The organism is Lysinibacillus sp. HST-98 (assembly GCF_016757845.1).
In the GTDB taxonomy this organism is placed as follows: domain Bacteria; phylum Bacillota; class Bacilli; order Bacillales_A; family Planococcaceae; genus Lysinibacillus; species Lysinibacillus capsici.
The window spans coordinates 1-15,794 of the sequence record NZ_JAENHX010000015.1; the positions used below are offsets into that span (position 1 = coordinate 1).

The 15,794-nt window shown below is 38.4% G+C and carries 13 protein-coding genes, 17 tRNA genes, 2 rRNA genes and 1 riboswitch; of the genes, 30 read left to right on the forward strand and 2 right to left on the reverse strand.

What is annotated here, in order from left to right:
* The 21 genes from JIN86_RS22315 to JIN86_RS22415 all read left to right on the forward strand — a co-directional run.
* Positions 1-125: ribosomal RNA gene (locus JIN86_RS22315) — 23S ribosomal RNA — on the forward strand; the annotation flags it as partial.
* A 66-nt stretch (positions 126-191) separates the two neighbouring features.
* A 5S ribosomal RNA gene (rrf, locus tag JIN86_RS22320) occupies positions 192-307 on the forward strand.
* Positions 308-318: 11 nt separating this feature from the next.
* A tRNA-Val gene (locus JIN86_RS22325) sits at positions 319-394 on the forward strand.
* Positions 395-398: 4 nt separating this feature from the next.
* Positions 399-474: transfer RNA gene (locus JIN86_RS22330), tRNA-Asp, on the forward strand.
* 8 nt (positions 475-482) lie between these two features.
* A tRNA-Thr gene (locus JIN86_RS22335) sits at positions 483-558 on the forward strand.
* A gap of 7 nt (positions 559-565) precedes the next feature.
* Positions 566-649, forward strand: a tRNA-Tyr gene (locus tag JIN86_RS22340).
* 4 nt (positions 650-653) lie between these two features.
* Positions 654-727: transfer RNA gene (locus JIN86_RS22345), tRNA-Trp, on the forward strand.
* 48 nt (positions 728-775) lie between these two features.
* Positions 776-851 (forward strand) — tRNA-His (locus JIN86_RS22350).
* A 9-nt stretch (positions 852-860) separates the two neighbouring features.
* A tRNA-Gln gene (locus JIN86_RS22355) sits at positions 861-935 on the forward strand.
* 13 nt (positions 936-948) lie between these two features.
* Positions 949-1,021, forward strand: a tRNA-Lys gene (locus JIN86_RS22360).
* 18 nt (positions 1,022-1,039) lie between these two features.
* Positions 1,040-1,116, forward strand: a tRNA-Arg gene (locus tag JIN86_RS22365).
* Positions 1,117-1,131: 15 nt separating this feature from the next.
* Positions 1,132-1,208 (forward strand) — tRNA-Pro (locus JIN86_RS22370).
* A gap of 15 nt (positions 1,209-1,223) precedes the next feature.
* Positions 1,224-1,299: transfer RNA gene (locus JIN86_RS22375), tRNA-Ala, on the forward strand.
* A 13-nt stretch (positions 1,300-1,312) separates the two neighbouring features.
* Positions 1,313-1,405 (forward strand) — tRNA-Ser (locus JIN86_RS22380).
* 6 nt (positions 1,406-1,411) lie between these two features.
* Positions 1,412-1,487: transfer RNA gene (locus tag JIN86_RS22385), tRNA-Phe, on the forward strand.
* A 5-nt stretch (positions 1,488-1,492) separates the two neighbouring features.
* A tRNA-Gly gene (locus JIN86_RS22390) sits at positions 1,493-1,566 on the forward strand.
* Positions 1,567-1,570: 4 nt separating this feature from the next.
* Positions 1,571-1,644, forward strand: a tRNA-Ile gene (locus JIN86_RS22395).
* Between the two features lie 7 nt (positions 1,645-1,651).
* Positions 1,652-1,728 (forward strand) — tRNA-Asn (locus tag JIN86_RS22400).
* Position 1,729: 1 nt separating this feature from the next.
* A tRNA-Glu gene (locus JIN86_RS22405) sits at positions 1,730-1,801 on the forward strand.
* Between the two features lie 740 nt (positions 1,802-2,541).
* Positions 2,542-3,588 (forward strand): nitric oxide synthase oxygenase, encoded by a 1,047-nt coding sequence (locus tag JIN86_RS22410; RefSeq protein ID WP_202342918.1) that lies wholly within the window; start codon positions 2,542-2,544, stop codon positions 3,586-3,588.
* A gap of 51 nt (positions 3,589-3,639) precedes the next feature.
* Positions 3,640-4,173, forward strand: a complete 534-nt coding sequence (locus JIN86_RS22415; protein ID WP_202342919.1) for a hypothetical protein — start codon at positions 3,640-3,642, stop codon at positions 4,171-4,173.
* Positions 4,174-4,234: 61 nt separating this feature from the next.
* On the opposite strand, the gene JIN86_RS22420 is transcribed toward JIN86_RS22415, so the two are convergent.
* Entirely contained in the window at positions 4,235-5,443 is a 1,209-nt protein-coding gene (locus tag JIN86_RS22420) for a CynX/NimT family MFS transporter (protein ID WP_202342920.1), read from the reverse strand.
* 177 nt (positions 5,444-5,620) lie between these two features.
* Positions 5,621-5,797, forward strand: a riboswitch (Lysine riboswitch).
* 82 nt (positions 5,798-5,879) lie between these two features.
* Between JIN86_RS22420 and JIN86_RS22425 the strand changes: the two genes are divergently transcribed.
* From JIN86_RS22425 to JIN86_RS22445, 5 genes are all read left to right on the forward strand, one after another.
* The gene (locus JIN86_RS22425) at positions 5,880-7,343 is read left to right on the forward strand and encodes an amino acid permease (RefSeq protein WP_009373363.1); all 1,464 of its coding nucleotides are present in this window, start codon (positions 5,880-5,882) and stop codon (positions 7,341-7,343) included.
* Positions 7,344-7,495: 152 nt separating this feature from the next.
* Positions 7,496-8,188 (forward strand): response regulator transcription factor, encoded by a 693-nt coding sequence (locus JIN86_RS22430; RefSeq protein WP_004227669.1) that lies wholly within the window; start codon positions 7,496-7,498, stop codon positions 8,186-8,188.
* A gap of 4 nt (positions 8,189-8,192) precedes the next feature.
* Entirely contained in the window at positions 8,193-9,128 is a 936-nt protein-coding gene (locus tag JIN86_RS22435; protein WP_004227672.1) for a sensor histidine kinase, read from the forward strand.
* Positions 9,129-9,259: 131 nt separating this feature from the next.
* Positions 9,260-10,183, forward strand: coding sequence for an ABC transporter ATP-binding protein (locus JIN86_RS22440; RefSeq protein ID WP_004227675.1), 924 nt, complete (start codon positions 9,260-9,262; stop codon positions 10,181-10,183).
* Positions 10,176-10,865 carry an ABC transporter permease gene (locus JIN86_RS22445; protein ID WP_009373361.1) on the forward strand — a complete coding sequence of 230 codons (690 nt, stop codon included), beginning with the start codon at positions 10,176-10,178 and terminating at the stop codon, positions 10,863-10,865. Before JIN86_RS22440 ends, JIN86_RS22445 begins: the two co-directional genes overlap by 8 nt.
* Before the next feature lie 47 nt (positions 10,866-10,912).
* On the opposite strand, the gene JIN86_RS22450 is transcribed toward JIN86_RS22445, so the two are convergent.
* Positions 10,913-12,178 carry an Nramp family divalent metal transporter gene (locus tag JIN86_RS22450; RefSeq protein WP_004227679.1) on the reverse strand — a complete coding sequence of 422 codons (1,266 nt, stop codon included), beginning with the start codon at positions 12,176-12,178 and terminating at the stop codon, positions 10,913-10,915.
* A 208-nt stretch (positions 12,179-12,386) separates the two neighbouring features.
* Here JIN86_RS22450 and JIN86_RS22455 point away from each other — a divergent pair, with 208 nt between their 5' ends.
* From JIN86_RS22455 to JIN86_RS22470, 4 genes are all read left to right on the forward strand, one after another.
* A complete protein-coding gene (locus JIN86_RS22455; protein ID WP_202342921.1) occupies positions 12,387-13,082 on the forward strand; it encodes a response regulator transcription factor in 696 nt (231 codons plus the stop codon).
* Positions 13,072-14,367, forward strand: a complete 1,296-nt coding sequence (locus JIN86_RS22460; protein WP_202342922.1) for a sensor histidine kinase — start codon at positions 13,072-13,074, stop codon at positions 14,365-14,367. The genes JIN86_RS22455 and JIN86_RS22460 overlap by 11 nt, the downstream gene beginning before the upstream one ends.
* Positions 14,364-15,032, forward strand: a complete 669-nt coding sequence (locus JIN86_RS22465; protein ID WP_202342923.1) for a PepSY domain-containing protein — start codon at positions 14,364-14,366, stop codon at positions 15,030-15,032. The genes JIN86_RS22460 and JIN86_RS22465 overlap by 4 nt, the downstream gene beginning before the upstream one ends.
* A 90-nt stretch (positions 15,033-15,122) precedes the next feature.
* Positions 15,123-15,647 carry a PepSY domain-containing protein gene (locus JIN86_RS22470; RefSeq protein ID WP_202342924.1) on the forward strand — a complete coding sequence of 175 codons (525 nt, stop codon included), beginning with the start codon at positions 15,123-15,125 and terminating at the stop codon, positions 15,645-15,647.
* Positions 15,648-15,794 lie beyond the last annotated feature (147 nt).

Genomic DNA, 15,794 nt, shown 5'->3' on the forward strand with positions numbered 1-15,794 from the left:
AAGATGAGATTTCCCATTACGCAAGTAAGTAAGATCCCTCAAAGACGATGAGGTAGATAGGTTCGAGGTGGAAGTGTGGTGACACATGGAGCTGACGAATACTAATCGATCGAGGACTTAACCAAAACGTTTGAAACATTCAATGTATCGTTTATCTAGTTTTGAAAGAATAAGTCTTTCAGCTGAATAAGTGAAGTGATGATGGCAAAGAGGTCACACCCGTTCCCATACCGAACACGGAAGTTAAGCTCTTTAGCGCCGATGGTAGTTGGGGGCTTCCCCCTGTGAGAGTAGGACGTCGCTTCGCTTATTTTTTGTGGAGGATTAGCTCAGCTGGGAGAGCATCTGCCTTACAAGCAGAGGGTCGGCGGTTCGAGCCCGTCATCCTCCACCATTTTGGTCCCGTGGTGTAGCGGTTAACATGCCTGCCTGTCACGCAGGAGATCGCCGGTTCGATCCCGGTCGGGACCGCCATTATTATTGCCGGTGTAGCTCAGTTGGTAGAGCAACTGACTTGTAATCAGTAGGTCGTGGGTTCGACTCCTATCGCCGGCACCATTCCCTTGGAGGGGTAGCGAAGTGGCTAAACGCGGCGGACTGTAAATCCGCTCCTTAGGGTTCGGCGGTTCGAATCCGTCCCCCTCCACCATTTTAGGGGCATAGTTCAACGGTAGAATAGAGGTCTCCAAAACCTTTGGTGTGGGTTCGATTCCTACTGCCCCTGCCAGGTATTGAGGTACTCGTTCATAATATAGCTAATATAATTTATATAGTGGCGATTGTGGCGAAGTGGTTAACGCATCGGATTGTGGTTCCGACATTCGTGGGTTCGATTCCCATCAGTCGCCCCATTTTAAAATTGGGGTATAGCCAAGCGGTAAGGCAACGGATTTTGATTCCGTCATGCCTAGGTTCGAATCCTAGTACCCCAGCCATTTTTAATTGCACGAGCCATTAGCTCAGTTGGTAGAGCATCTGACTTTTAATCAGAGGGTCGAAGGTTCGAGTCCTTCATGGCTCATCATTTTTTAATTAGCATGCGCCCGTAGCTCAATTGGATAGAGCGTCTGACTACGGATCAGAAGGTTATGGGTTCGACTCCTGTCGGGCGCGCCAATAAAATCATGTTTACGGAATGTAGCTCAGCTTGGTAGAGCACTTGGTTTGGGACCAAGGGGTCGTAGGTTCGAATCCTGTCATTCCGACCATCTTTCATGATAAATGGGGCCTTAGCTCAGCTGGGAGAGCGCCTGCCTTGCACGCAGGAGGTCAGCGGTTCGATCCCGCTAGGCTCCACCATTGTAATATTTTTGGAGGTATACCCAAGTCTGGCTGAAGGGATCGGTCTTGAAAACCGACAGGCGGGTAACACCGCGCGGGGGTTCGAATCCCTCTACCTCCTCCATTTTTCGGGTCAGTAGCTCAGTTGGTAGAGCATTAGATTGAAGCTCTAAGTGTCGGCGGTTCGATTCCGTCCTGACCCACCATTATTGCGGGTGTAGTTTAATGGTAAAACCTCAGCCTTCCAAGCTGATGTCGTGAGTTCGATTCTCATCACCCGCTCCAAAATGGGCCTATAGCTCAGCTGGTTAGAGCGCACGCCTGATAAGCGTGAGGTCGATGGTTCGAGTCCATTTAGGCCCATCATTATTCCGAAGTAGCTCAGTTGGTAGTAGCACCTGACTGTTAATCAGGTTGTCGCAGGTTCGAGTCCTGCCTTCGGAGCCACGGCCCGTTGGTCAAGTGGTTAAGACACCGCCCTTTCACGGCGGTAACACGGGTTCGAATCCCGTACGGGTCATCAAGCATGTAGCACAGATGTGTGTTACATGCTTTTTTCTATTCTCCTTTAAGATATTCTCCTTTTTCATGTTGTTGAGAAAAGATCACTAGCAGAAAAAGACACCTATTAGCAAGGTAAGAGGTTGATTTCCGTTCCGCCAGCTTCCTTTCCAGGGGGCGTCCGATGAGCCACTTCACTCATTTACGTTTGCTCCAGGGTCTCATCTGTGACGCTGGCTCCACTACAATCAACCATTCTGCAAAGTGTCTTTACTTTACTTTTTTCATAGTAGCATAGCGATCAAAAAGCCCATTATCTGTATGCTTAGAGGGGATAAGCTCTTATTTTCAATGTGGAGTAGGGAATCAGTTACAACAGCCATCCATAAGTGAATACCTTCAATTTATTTGTGGGATAAAAGAGGAAGACTACTTGATTGCCGGGGTTAGCCAGAAAGAGGCTAGCCGCACCGCGAAAGCCAAGCGTCAGCATGTAATTAGCCTAAAATGGAAAGACTTTTATCTTTCACAAAAATTCTATTGATGGCTTTGCTACAACACTATGAAGGTTACATGATTAATGTAGACTTTTTACAATAGTTAGGATCCCTCTCCCTTACATTCTCTTAAGAAAGAGAGTCTATAGAGTAAATATGAACAAACTATTTCATATATAAAATATGTATGTTTTTTCAATTACTATTTTCATGGTGCTTGTTGTTTTGTTCCTCTAATATGAGGATAAGTGGAGGAATCGATATGAATATACAGGAGATACAGCAATTTTTAAGTCTATATCAGACAGAACAAAATGAATCAGAACTTTGGTTAAAGAATAGATTACAGGCAGTTAAGGATGCAGGTGAATATCACCCAACAACAGAGGAGCTAGTTTTTGGCGCACGGGTGGCATGGAGAAATAGCAATAAGTGTATTGGACGTCTGTTTTGGCAGTCACTGCATGTAGTAGATGCACGTGATGCTTTAGATGAAAAGGCTATTTTTCAAAAATTACTAGAACATATTGATTATGCGACAAATCATGGGAAAATCCGTCCAACTATAACAGTGTTTGCTTCAGATAGAGTACGGATTTGGAATCATCAACTAATTCGTTATGCTGGCTATGAAACGGAGGCAGGCATTATTGGTGATTCGCAGTCCATTAAATTTACAAAAGTGTGTGAGTCGTTAGGATGGAAAGGTAAAGGAACTGATTTTGATGTACTACCACTCGTTATCCAGGTGGATAATCGTGCTCCTCAAATGTTTGTAATTCCTGAAGAAAATATAGTAGAGGTCTCAATCCGTCATCCAGAGTCAATCGATGTGGAGAAATTAGGAATGAAGTGGTATGCCGTACCTATTATTTCGAGTATGCGTTTTCAAATGGCTGGAATTGATTTTCAAGCAGCTCCATTTAACGGCTGGTATATGGGAACAGAGATTGGTGCACGAAATTTAGCAGATCATGATCGTTATAATATGTTACCTGCAATTGCAGAGATTTTTAATCTTGATACAACCAAACAAGCGTCTCTTTGGCGTGATCGTGCTTTAGTAGAACTTAATATTGCTGTTCTTCACTCATTTAAAGAAGAGGGTGTGAGCATTGTTGATCATCATACAGCAGCTCAGCAGTTTAAATTGTTTGAGGAGGCAGAAAAATCAACAGGAAGAGAAGTTACTGGCAACTGGACATGGTTAATCCCACCACTTTCCCCTGCCACAACTCACATATTCCATAAACCCTATGTAAATATATATCATACACCAAATTATTTTTATCAAAAACCATGCTATTAGTGTAAAGGAATTGTTTACTTTCAACAATTTTGATGAGAGAGGGCGCTTACTATGTTAAATCAGCAAATTCCCAATATCCCATGGAGACAATTGACGACACCTTATGGTAGAGGTACAGCCATTCCTAAGCTGATAGAACAGGAGCAATACACACAACTAGCTGAATTAATTGAACATCAAGGTACACTGTGGCAGGTGACACCATGGGTTTTGCTTGTCCTGCTAAAAAAGCTTACTAGTAAAAAATTAGAGGTTGTCTCCTTACAAGAGGTACAGTTATATTTAGCTGTGGCACATGCTATTACCAAGGATTATCTCGACCCAGTCAATACTGTTAAAAATATGCAGGAGCTATTAGACGTCAACTATTTGTGGATAGAAAATGAAGATAATGATGAGCAGGAGTGGGAGAAAGAAACGCCAAAGGGCTATGAGGAGCAAGCTTTTGTAGGCTATTACTTTTATAGTTATCTGCTTTTACAAGAGGCTGTTCCTATTTTTTCTACTATAACAGCTCGTAATAATGAAGCATCAGAATGCCTTGCTGAATTGCTAACATTACTCCGCAATCCGACAATTAAGTAATGTTTAAACACTATAGAAATAGAGCAGATGGAGGAATCTAATCCACCTGCTTTATTTAATGTTAATGCACATACTCATCCTTAGAGGCTCTCATTGAGCAAAAGAAGAGTAACATTGCTACAACGACAAAGAGCCATCCCGCAATATTCCAGCCACCAAATAAATCATGCAAGTAGCCAAAAAGAATAGGACCAATTGCGGCAAATAAATAACCCAAAGATTGTGCAAAGCCTGATAAATCTGCTGCTTCAAATGCAGTACGAGTACGGAGAGTGAAGAACATCATTGCTAGGGCGAATGAAGAACCACCTGCTAACCCTAGAAGAACCATCCACAGGACCCCAAGACTTGTCCATTCCATGACAACTCCAACAAAGCCTACTAAATAGAAGGATGTAAACATCAATACAAGTGGGCGTTGAGAAGTCATTTTACCTGCAATAATAGGGACTGCCAAAGCCATTGGTACTTGTGAGAATTGCATGATTGAAAACATCCAGCCAGCATTATCAGGCGCTAAACCTTGAGCAATATAAATCTCAGGTATCCACGCTGCTGTTGTATAGAATAATAAAGACTGTAAACCCATTGCCCCTGTGACAGCCCAAGTAACAGGTGATTTCCATAAAGGTGTACTGGTCTTTTTAGATGTAGTAACTGGTTCTGGGTAATTTGACTTTAGTTGAGGTATCCAAATTAAGATTGTAATTAGAACGAGTATGAGTGCAATGGAAAGCGCACCTTGCCAGCCTAACGATGAATTAGCTATCGGATAGCTAATACCAGCTCCAAGGCCAGCAGTAAAATTCATGGACATGGTGAAAAAGGCCATTAATAAACCCACATGATAGGGAAATTTCAATTTTAATAATCCTGGAATTAGTACATTTCCAAAAGAAATGGCTACGCCAATTAACACAGTACCCAATAGAAGTAATTCTGTCGTACCAAGTGAACGTAGGACAATTCCTAAGGCCAAGAGAAAAGTTGATAAAAATAATGTTAGCTCAAGCCCTAGTTTGCGTGCTACAACTGGTGCAAATGGAGATATAATAGCAAAAGCCAGCAATGGAATCGTTGTTAGAAAGCCTGCCAATACATTAGATATTCCAAGATCTTCACGGATAAAGGATATAATTGGACCAACAACAGTTAGTGGCATTCGTAATGTAGAGGCTATAAAGATAACGCCAAAGACTAAAAGTAAGGTTGTTCCTGTCCAGCTAATTTTTTTACTTGGATAACTAGTGGTATGATCATTTGTAGTCAAAATAAATCCCCCCTAATAATAACCATTCTAATTGAACTACTATAACACTTTATCACACTATTAAAAATAGTAGAAGATTCATAAAATACGGAACATTTCTTGCAGTATTGAAATGTCTATGGTCTTATGTTAGTATAATAAACATCATAAATTTAATAATTATATGCCTCATGTTTGTATTGAGGTAGAGGTCGCGATATTTATAAGTATGCTAATTGAAATGACAAGCATTGATGAGATTAGCTGAAAGGAAATATTGCCGAAGTGTGAGGGGACTTGAAAACCTCATGCTGGGGCTGTCTCCGAAAGGAACAGAACTGTCACGTTTGTACAACGTGTTGAGCTATCATGTAGGGAAAACTGAGGATTAACGTAGCCATCACAGTGTATATGTGATGGCATTTTTTTGCCTCATAAATAGGAAGGAAGCTATATCGTGAGTGAAATAAAAGTAAATCAGCTCGGACATAAAGCGCCGAAGCTGAAAAAAGAATTAAAAAGCCGTCATATTACAATGATTTCTTTAGGCGGTACAATTGGTACGGGGCTATTCTTAGCTAGTGGAGGTGCTATTGCTCAGGCAGGGCCTGGGGGAGCATTGCTTGCCTATGCTTTAATCGGTATTATGGTGTATTTTTTAATGACAAGCTTAGGGGAAATGGCTGCCTATATGCCATCATCAGGTTCATTTAGTACGTATGCAACCAAATTTGTAGATCCCGCTTTGGGCTTTGCATTAGGCTGGAACTACTGGTATAACTGGGCAATCACCATTGCTGCCGAAATTGCTGCTGTGTCATTAATTATGAAATATTGGTTCCCAGAAAGCTCATCAGCACTTTGGACAGTATTATTTATTGCTGTTGTATTGACGTTTAATTTACTATCCGTAAAAAGTTATGGTGAAAGTGAATATTGGTTTGCCATGATTAAAGTAGCAACGGTTATTGTTTTTATTATCATTAGCTTACTAATGATTTTTGGTATTTTAGGTGGGCAGGCTCCTGTAGGTTTTACTAATTTCTTTGTTAGTGATGGGCCATTCCATGGTGGCTTCCTTGCTACATTTGGTATTTTCCTAGCTGCAGGATTCTCATTCCAAGGGACAGAATTACTAGGAATTACAGCTGGTGAAACAGATAATCCTGGTAAAAATATTCCGAAGGCTGTTAAATCTGTATTTTGGCGTATTCTATTGTTTTATATTTTAGCGATTGGTGCAATCGGGATGTTGATTCCATTTACAGACGAACGTTTGTTATCAGAAGATATCGCAGTATCACCGTTTACACTAGTGTTTGACCGTCTAGGTATTGCCTTTGCTGCTTCTTTAATGAATGCCATTATTTTAACGGCTATGCTGTCAGCAGGAAATTCAGGACTATATGCATCTTCTCGTATGCTATGGCAATTAGCAGTGGATGGACATGCACCTAAATTTTTTGCAAAGCTAAGTCGTAGAGGTATTCCGATTTATGCACTTATGGCAACATTAGCTGTAGGCTGTTTAGCATTTTTGGCATCCTTCTTTGGCGATGGAGTGGTATATATCTGGCTATTAAATGCTTCTGGAATGTCTGGCTTTATTGCATGGCTAGGTATTGCGTTTAGTCATTATCGTTTCCGCCGAGCGTTTGATGCACAGGGCTTGGATCCAAAGTTATTACCTTATAAAGCCAAATTATATCCGTTTGGACCACTATTTGCTTTTACAGTTTGTATGATTGTAGTCATTGGACAAAATTACACAGCCTTTACAGGCGATAAGATTGATTGGTACGGTATGCTTGTTTCGTATATTGGGATTCCATTATTTTTAGCATTATGGTTGGGCTATAAAATAAAGCACAAAACAAAAATGCTTCCACTTAAAGATTGTGATTTAAAAGTTGAAGATTAAATAATAGGGCTGTTCTGTAAACCTAAGAGTGATGGTTTATGGGGCAGTTCTTTTTTCAACACTCATAAACAAAATCTCTCTAATCAAACATCATAAATATGGTAATGTAATATACATATGGAAATTGGGTTTGATAGGAGAGGTGCATGATAGTGCAAAAGCATATTTTACTTGTAGAAGACGATGAAGCCATTCGTGAAATGGTTGATAATTACTTAACGATGGAAGGTTTCAATGTCACAACAGCGACTAATGGCGAAGAGGCATTACATAATTGTTTGCAAAATACCTTTGATTTGGTCATTTTAGATATTATGATTCCTAAATTAAATGGATTGGAAGTATTAAAGATTATTAGAGAGCAGGCAGCACTTCCTATCATTATTATGTCTGCAAAAGACAGTGATGTTGATAAAGCGTTGGGCTTAGGATTAGGGGCAGATGATTATATCGCTAAACCCTTTTCTATGCTGGAATTTTCAGCACGTGTAAAGGCTGTTATCAGAAGAGCGACGAAATACTCTAGTCAAGCTGAACAAAAGCAAGAGGTCCTCGAAATTGATAATTTAAAGATAGATATCGTTAATTTCTCAATAGCAAAGAGTGGACAAGAGATAAAGCTGACATCAAAGGAATTTTCCATTTTAAAATTGTTTGTGACAAATCGTCAACGGGTTTTTACCAAAGAGCAAATTTATCAGATGATATGGAAAGATGCCTATTACGGAGATGAAAATATTATAAATGTACATATCAGAAGACTACGTGAAAAAATAGAAGATGATCCATCAAATCCTCAGTATATTAAAACTCTATGGGGAATCGGCTATAAGTTTGAGGGATAAAAATATGATGATATTTCTATTAATAATAATTGTATTGCTAATCGGAGTCCTAATTTTTCAATGGAAAGTCAAGAGGGAACAAGAACGCGCTATCCAATACATTCATAGTAAACTACACGTAATTGTAAATGAACAGACATATGAAAAGATTCTAGTAACAACTACAAATTCAGAAATTCAACAGTTACTTATTACACTGAATGCTTTGCTAGATCAGCATCAAAAAATCCAGGCTACGCATCGTAAAATGGAAAATTCCATGAAAAAGATGTTGGCCAATATTTCGCATGATCTTAAAACACCTTTAACCGTTGTACTTGGCTATATTGAAATGCTTCAACTTCAAAATGCGATGAGTGACGAAGAACGCCAACGATTACTTACAGGTGTACATGCTAAAACATTAGAAGTGTTAAAAATTATCCATACATTTTTTGACTTGGCAAAATTAGAGGCTGGGGACACAGATTATCCAATCACTAAAATCAATGTCAGTGAAATATGCCGTAAAAATATTTTGTCTTTTTACGATCTGGTTACTTCAATGGGATTAGATATTAATATTGATATTCCTACAAGCCCCATGTATGCCCTTGGTAATGAAGAAGCATTAAATAGGGTTCTAAACAATCTACTGTCTAATGCTATTGCGTATGGAGCAGATGGCAATGTAATTGGAATTACCGTAAGACATGAAGAAGCCAATATTGATATTGATGTGTGGGATTGTGGCAAGGGTATTGATGAATATCATATCGATAGCGTATTTGAAAGGATGTATACACTTGAGGATTCTCGAAATAAATCTTTTCAAGGCAGTGGTTTGGGACTAACGATTACAAAGCGGCTAGTAGAAATAATGAATGGCTCCATCCGGTTATCGAGTATTCCTAATGAAAAAACTACTTTTACCATTTCGCTAAAACGAATGATGTATTGAATCCAATTGTGCTTGTAAAGCTTTAAGGCTTTGCAGGCTTTTTTACTTAAGAAATTTGTAAGAATGCAGTAATAAAATAGAGAGTTTCATTTTTTATAATGAAGCTAGTCACAATTGAGGGAGAGAATTACATGACATACATTGTAAAAACAAATCAGCTTACGAAAGTTTATGATGGAAAAGAAGTTGTTTCAGCTGTCAATATGAACGTTAAGAAGGGGGAGATTTATGGATTTTTAGGTCCCAATGGTGCAGGTAAAACCACTGTTATGAAGATGCTAACTAATCTAACGAAGCCTACTAGTGGGGATGTAGAAATTTTAGGGGAGAAATTGACAGACAAATCCTATGAATTACTAAAAAGAATGGGAACAATTATTGAATATCCTATTTTCTATGAAAAATTAACGGCTAGTGAGACCCTGGAATTACATTGTGAATACATGGGTTATTATGATAAGAAAGAAATTGCACATGTTCTTAATTTAGTAAAGTTAACCAATACAGAGAATAAGCAGGTTAAAGATTTTTCTCTTGGGATGAAACAGAGATTAGGCATTGCAAGAGCCATCATTACAAAGCCAGAGTTACTTATATTAGATGAACCAATTAATGGATTGGACCCAGTTGGGATAAAGGAGTTAAGAGAGCTTTTCAAGATGCTTTGTAAGGAGTACGGCATAACTATTATTATCTCTAGTCATATTTTGGCTGAAATAGAACAATTGGTCGATACAATAGGTGTTATTAAGAATGGAAGGCTCATCACTGAGGTAGCAATGGATACTATTAATCGTGATCAGGTAAATTATACCGAAGTGATCGTAAGTGATGGGAAAAAGGCAGCGTTTATTATTGAAAGCGAATTAAACATTACTAATTTTAAGATGATGGATGATAACTCTATACGTATATACGACTCAACAGTATCCCAACAAAGCCTATCAAGAGCATTAATTGAACATGACGTGGAGATTGAAGAGATTAGTAAAAAAACAAGTTCATTAGAGGATTATTTCTTAAAGCTAATCAATGGAGGCGTTGTCCATGCTTAATTTAATGCGTTTAGAAATGAAGAAATTCCATTTAGGATCATATGTTAGAGGAGCTATCATTGCTAATTTAGTCATTCTCGGGTTTCTGTTTATGATTTTATTTATTTCTAAAGTAGAAGGAGATCCAGGGCTTGAAAATTACAAGGTTGCTTTAAGTGTCATTGATTCATTTGTAAGAGCAGTTTTTATTATTTTTGCTTCTACGTTAATAGCTAAGTTAATCATCGGAGAATATAAATTTAAAACCATTACTTTAGCCTTTATGTATCCGATAAGTAGAAGGAAATTGATGGTCGCAAAGCTTGCTATTGTCATGCTATTTACTTTCAGTATGATCATTATCTCCAATGCTCTTATTACAGCCATTTTTTGTGTCGTAAGCGATCGATATGAATTAATTCCAGATGTACTATCAAGTTCTTTAATTATTCAGCATATACCTTCTGTATTGATGAATGCGATAGCTGCCTCAGGCATAGCTTTAATCCCATTGTATTTTGGGATGAGAAAATACTCTATACCGACAACTATCATTTCATCTATTATAATTGTGTCTGTAACTTCGTCAAATTCAGGTGACTTTACTTTAAACGATATAATTATTATTCCAATTACTTTAGCAATCGTGGGTCTGGGTATTGCTTATTTAGCCATTAGAAATATCGAAAAGGTGGATGTTTAATCAAAAAGATACCAGGTGCTCATTCCTATAGAGTACCTGGCTTTTTATTATCCAAAAATTGTTTCCCAAAGTAAGTAAATGTTTAACGTAACAACAATGACTACGACAAACCAACCTAAAACAGTTGTAATACGGTGATTAACTAGGCTTCCCATGATGTCTCGTTTACTTGTAAACATAACAAGAGGGACAAGTGCAAAGGCAATACCAAATGATAAAACAACCTGACTAAGAACCAAAGCATAGGTAGCATTCACACCAGAGGCAATGATTGCAAGTGGTGGCACCATGGTAATCGCTCTACGTAAATAAAGAGGTATTTTTCTTTGAATGAAGCCCTGCATCACTACGTCACCGGCTAAAGTCCCTACAGAGGAGCTAGCAAGCCCTGCAATAAGTAAACCAAGACCAAAGGAAATGGCAGCCAGTGGGCCGAGCGCATCTTTTAAGCCATTATAGGCAACATCTAAATCTTCAACAATAACGCCTTGGGTATGGAATACTGCTGCGGCAATTATGAGCATGCTCATATTGATGGCACCAGCAATAATCATAGCGATGATAATATCGATAAATTCAAAACGGAAAATACGTTTTTTTTCTGCCTCATTTCGACCAATAATACGACTTTGTGTTAAAGAGGAATGTAAGTAAATAGCATGAGGCATAACGGTTGCACCTAAAATACCTGTTGCTAATAATAGTGAATCTACACCTTCAAAGTGGGGTGTGAACATACCGATCGCTACATCGCCCCATGCTGGCTGCGCTAAAAATGTTTGGAAGGCAAATGCCAATACAACAATTAATACCATGCCAGAAATACCTGCTTCAAAGGCTCTAAATCCTCTTCTTTGCAGCTCTAAAATAGCAAATGAACCCACTGCTGTAATCAATGCGGCGGGAAGCATTGGGATATTGAAAAGTAAATAAAGCCCTAATGCTGCTCCGATAAATTCAGCGAGGTCAGTGGCAATGATGACCAATTCTGCCTGTATCCATAAAAAGATAGATGTTTTTTTAGAAAAATGCTCGCGTGCGACTTCAGGTAAATTTTTTCCTGTCGCAATTCCAAGCTTGGCAGACAGAGATTGAATTAACACAGCCATTAAATTAGAAAAGGCTATAACCCAAAGTAGCAGGTAGCCATATTGAGAGCCTGCTGTAATATTTGTAGCAAAATTACCAGGATCGATATAGGCGACTGCTGCAATGAAAGCAGGTCCTAGAAATGGTAAAAATCTTCGCCAACCTTTTATATCTCCATCTAAAACCGCCTCTGCAGCCGATTTTGTGACTCGTTTGTAAACCATATTGTTCCCTCGTTTCAAAAAGTATCACCGATGAAATAAAGTTTCCTATAGGAAAATGAGATATTAGTATTCTAACGCTAGGAATAAAAAAAGTGAAGTGGTTTGCTTTATCTTTCTGTAAGTATGTGCCATTCTCATCATTTTCTAATTAGACTTTCACCACTTGTATCGTATACGATGAAAAGAAAAGGCGAAGGACGGATTCGACATGACACATCGAATTTTAATTATAGAAGATGAAGAAAATATTGCGAGAGTGCTACAACTGGAGCTTCAATTTGAAGGATATGAGGCAGCAATGGCCCATACAGGAACAGAGGGCTTACTACAATACCGTGAGCAGCAATGGGATTTAATTTTACTTGATATCATGCTACCTGAGATGAGCGGTATTGATGTGCTAAAGCGTATTCGTGCAACAAAATCTCAAACACCTGTTATCATGCTAACTGCCAAAAGCGAGGTAGAGGATAAGGTAAAGGGCTTGGATTTAGGAGCCAATGATTATGTGACAAAGCCTTTTGAAATTGAGGAGCTACTGGCACGAATTCGCAATGCATTACGGTTTTCGCAGAAGGTAAGTCCAAAGCAAGTTGCACTTTCATTTGGCCATTTATCGATAAACGAGCAAACAAGGGAAGTTGTATATTTTGATAAGGAAATTCAGCTGACACCTCGTGAGTATGATTTGTTGTTCTATTTACTAAAGCATCCTAAACAAGTACTGACAAGGGAGCAAATATTAGAGGCTGTGTGGGGCTATGATTATTATGGGGATACGAATGTTGTGGATGTTTATATACGTTATGTACGACAAAAGCTTGAGGCTGCTAATCCAACACCTCTTATCCAGACAATTCGAGGTGTTGGATATGTGCTAAAGGAACATAGTTATGAGACTTAAAACAAAAATCCATCTACTAACAACATTGCTTATGCTAGTTATAGTAGTGGCAACAAATAGTGGAATTTATTTGTTGTATGAGAAATTTGCCTATGATACGGAATATAATCAGCTTCAGTCACGGGCAAATGAGTTAAGCTCTACACTGAGTCAGTTAAATGCACAAACCAACCTACAGCAAGTATTAAGAGCCTATATGCCAACAGATGGTGCCGTTTATATAAATGATGGTGAACTTTTGAAAACGAAGGTTCAGGCTACACTCGAAATGCAAGAGGTACCTTCTATTACCTATACAATGCCTGCCATTTGGATCGACGGAACGGTGGTGGACATAACTTTGCAGCAATCTATGGAAGAAGTAGAGCGGACATTAGATTTGTTAAAGTTCATCTTAGTTGTTGTATCTGTTGTGGCATCGATTCCTATTTTCCTAGCGAGCTTTGTACTCGGTCGACTTATTTTATTACCGTTAGAACGTTTAAATGAGACCATGCGCAAAAGTGCATCTACTGGGAAATATGAAAAAATAGATACCACAGAAAAAGGTGGGGACGAATTAACAAACATAAACCGCACTTTTAATATGATGATGGAGAAGCTTGAACAACATTATCAGAAGCAACAAGAATTTGTATCAAATGCCTCCCATGAATTAAAAACTCCTATAACTGTCATTGAAAGCTATGCAAAACTACTCCTAAGGAGGGGGTTTGATAATCGGGAGGTTGCTCAGGAATCCTTACAAGCTATTGCCAATGAATCATCTCGTATGCATGAAATGGTATTGCAATTGCTAGAACTAGCTAAAAACAAAGAGCAATTGGACGTTCATTTCGAACAACTAGAGCTTGCCCCGTTCTTAAATAAAGTAGCTTTACAAATGGAACAGGCTTATCATCGAACATTTAGAATTGATGAGCAGATTCCAAAGTATATTTATAGTGATGAAAAAATATTGAAGCAACTACTTTTTATTTTGCTGGATAATGCTAGGAAATATAGTGAGGATGAAGTACGTATTCAAGCCACTGAAACAACCAATCATGTACGTATTACCATCCAAGATTTTGGTATTGGTATTCCAATCGAGCATATTCCTCATTTGTTTGAGCGTTTTTATCGTGTAACAGAGGATCGTAATCGTAAAACAGGTGGTTCGGGGCTAGGGCTAGCAATAGCACATGAACTGGCACAACAACTAGGTATAACAATAGATGTGAAAAGTAAGCTAGGGGAAGGCTCGAGCTTTACTTTATGTATACCAAAGGAGGGACAGCAATGAAAAAGTGGATGTTAGTAATTGTTGGTATTATCCTTTGTAGTGGAGTAATTTGGTTTGTTCAACATCGTTATTTTTACGTTCAACCTATTAGTGAAGCGGAGGCTATTCGCCATATTGAGACTATCTACAATGGTCATGTTACACAAGTTGAAAAACAAGGAAATACCTTGGAAATGCTTTTTACGCGAGAGAATGTCAAGTATGCAGCTATACTTGATGTTACGACACAAAAGGTAACTGCTCTAATCATGAAAGAAGGACAAAGTAAATTACTATTAACAGAAAAGCAGATCAGACAAATGGTTAAAAAGGAATATGGAGATGTAGAAAGCGTTATGCTTACAGACTCCGTTTATACTGTACGTGTTGAAAATAAGAAAATTCAAATGGATTTAACCCTTGATGGTTATACTGGCGAACTACTGGCAGAGAAAAAGGTTGAGCCACAAGAACAACCTATCGAAGAGCCTATTATTACTGAGCAACAGGCTATTCAAATAGCTCTTAAGCAATTAAAGGGTGAAGTGGATTCAGTTGATTTTGAAGAAACCTCAGAGGGTGGTTACTATTTAGTTGAGATTGAAACGCAGGAGGACGAAGCTACATTTCAAATTCATGCTGTTTCAGGAAAAGTACTGTCTGTAACATGGGATGACGATCATTAAATCATTCTCATGAAATTCTAATGTTCCTCTTATAGTTCTATCATCTTCACTTGGTAAGCTAAGTTTAGATAAAACAAAGGAGAGATGAACATGAAAAAAATGATAATGATTCCAGCACTAGTAATTACTCTTGGAGTGGGTGCAGCGATTGGCTCGACGACTTTATTATCAGGAAATGCCCAAGAAAAAAAGGTCTTATCCATGCAGGAAATTGAGAAGAAAGCGCTAGCGGTAGTGGATGGTACAGTTGCCAATATCGAATTTGACCAAAATCAGTTTAGCTCTATTTATGAAGTAGAGGTGTATACAGATACAGAAGAATATGATTTAAAATTTGATGCTTATAGTGGGAAATTACTCAAGCAGAAAAAGGAACGTCTAGATGACGATGATTGGGATGATCATATTCCTGCTACGACTGCTACAACAAAAATAATTACAAAAGAGCAGGCTGTCAAGACAGCCCAAACAAAAGCAAAGGGTAAAGTGACAAAAATTAAACTTGATGATGGTGTATATGAAATTGAATTAAAAGACGGTCAATATGAATACGAAGTAGATGTGGATGCAGTCTCTGGGAACATTATAGATTTTGAACAAGGCTTTGATGACTAATTTAATGAGCTGTCTTAAAGGGAGAACATACCTTTAAGGCAGTTTTATTGTTTTTATTGTGGGTATTTACTAGATATTCAGGAAATTTACTTTAAGAAGTGGTTATTTATATGTTCAAAAAAGAAAAATTTTCTTCTTTACTTTTTC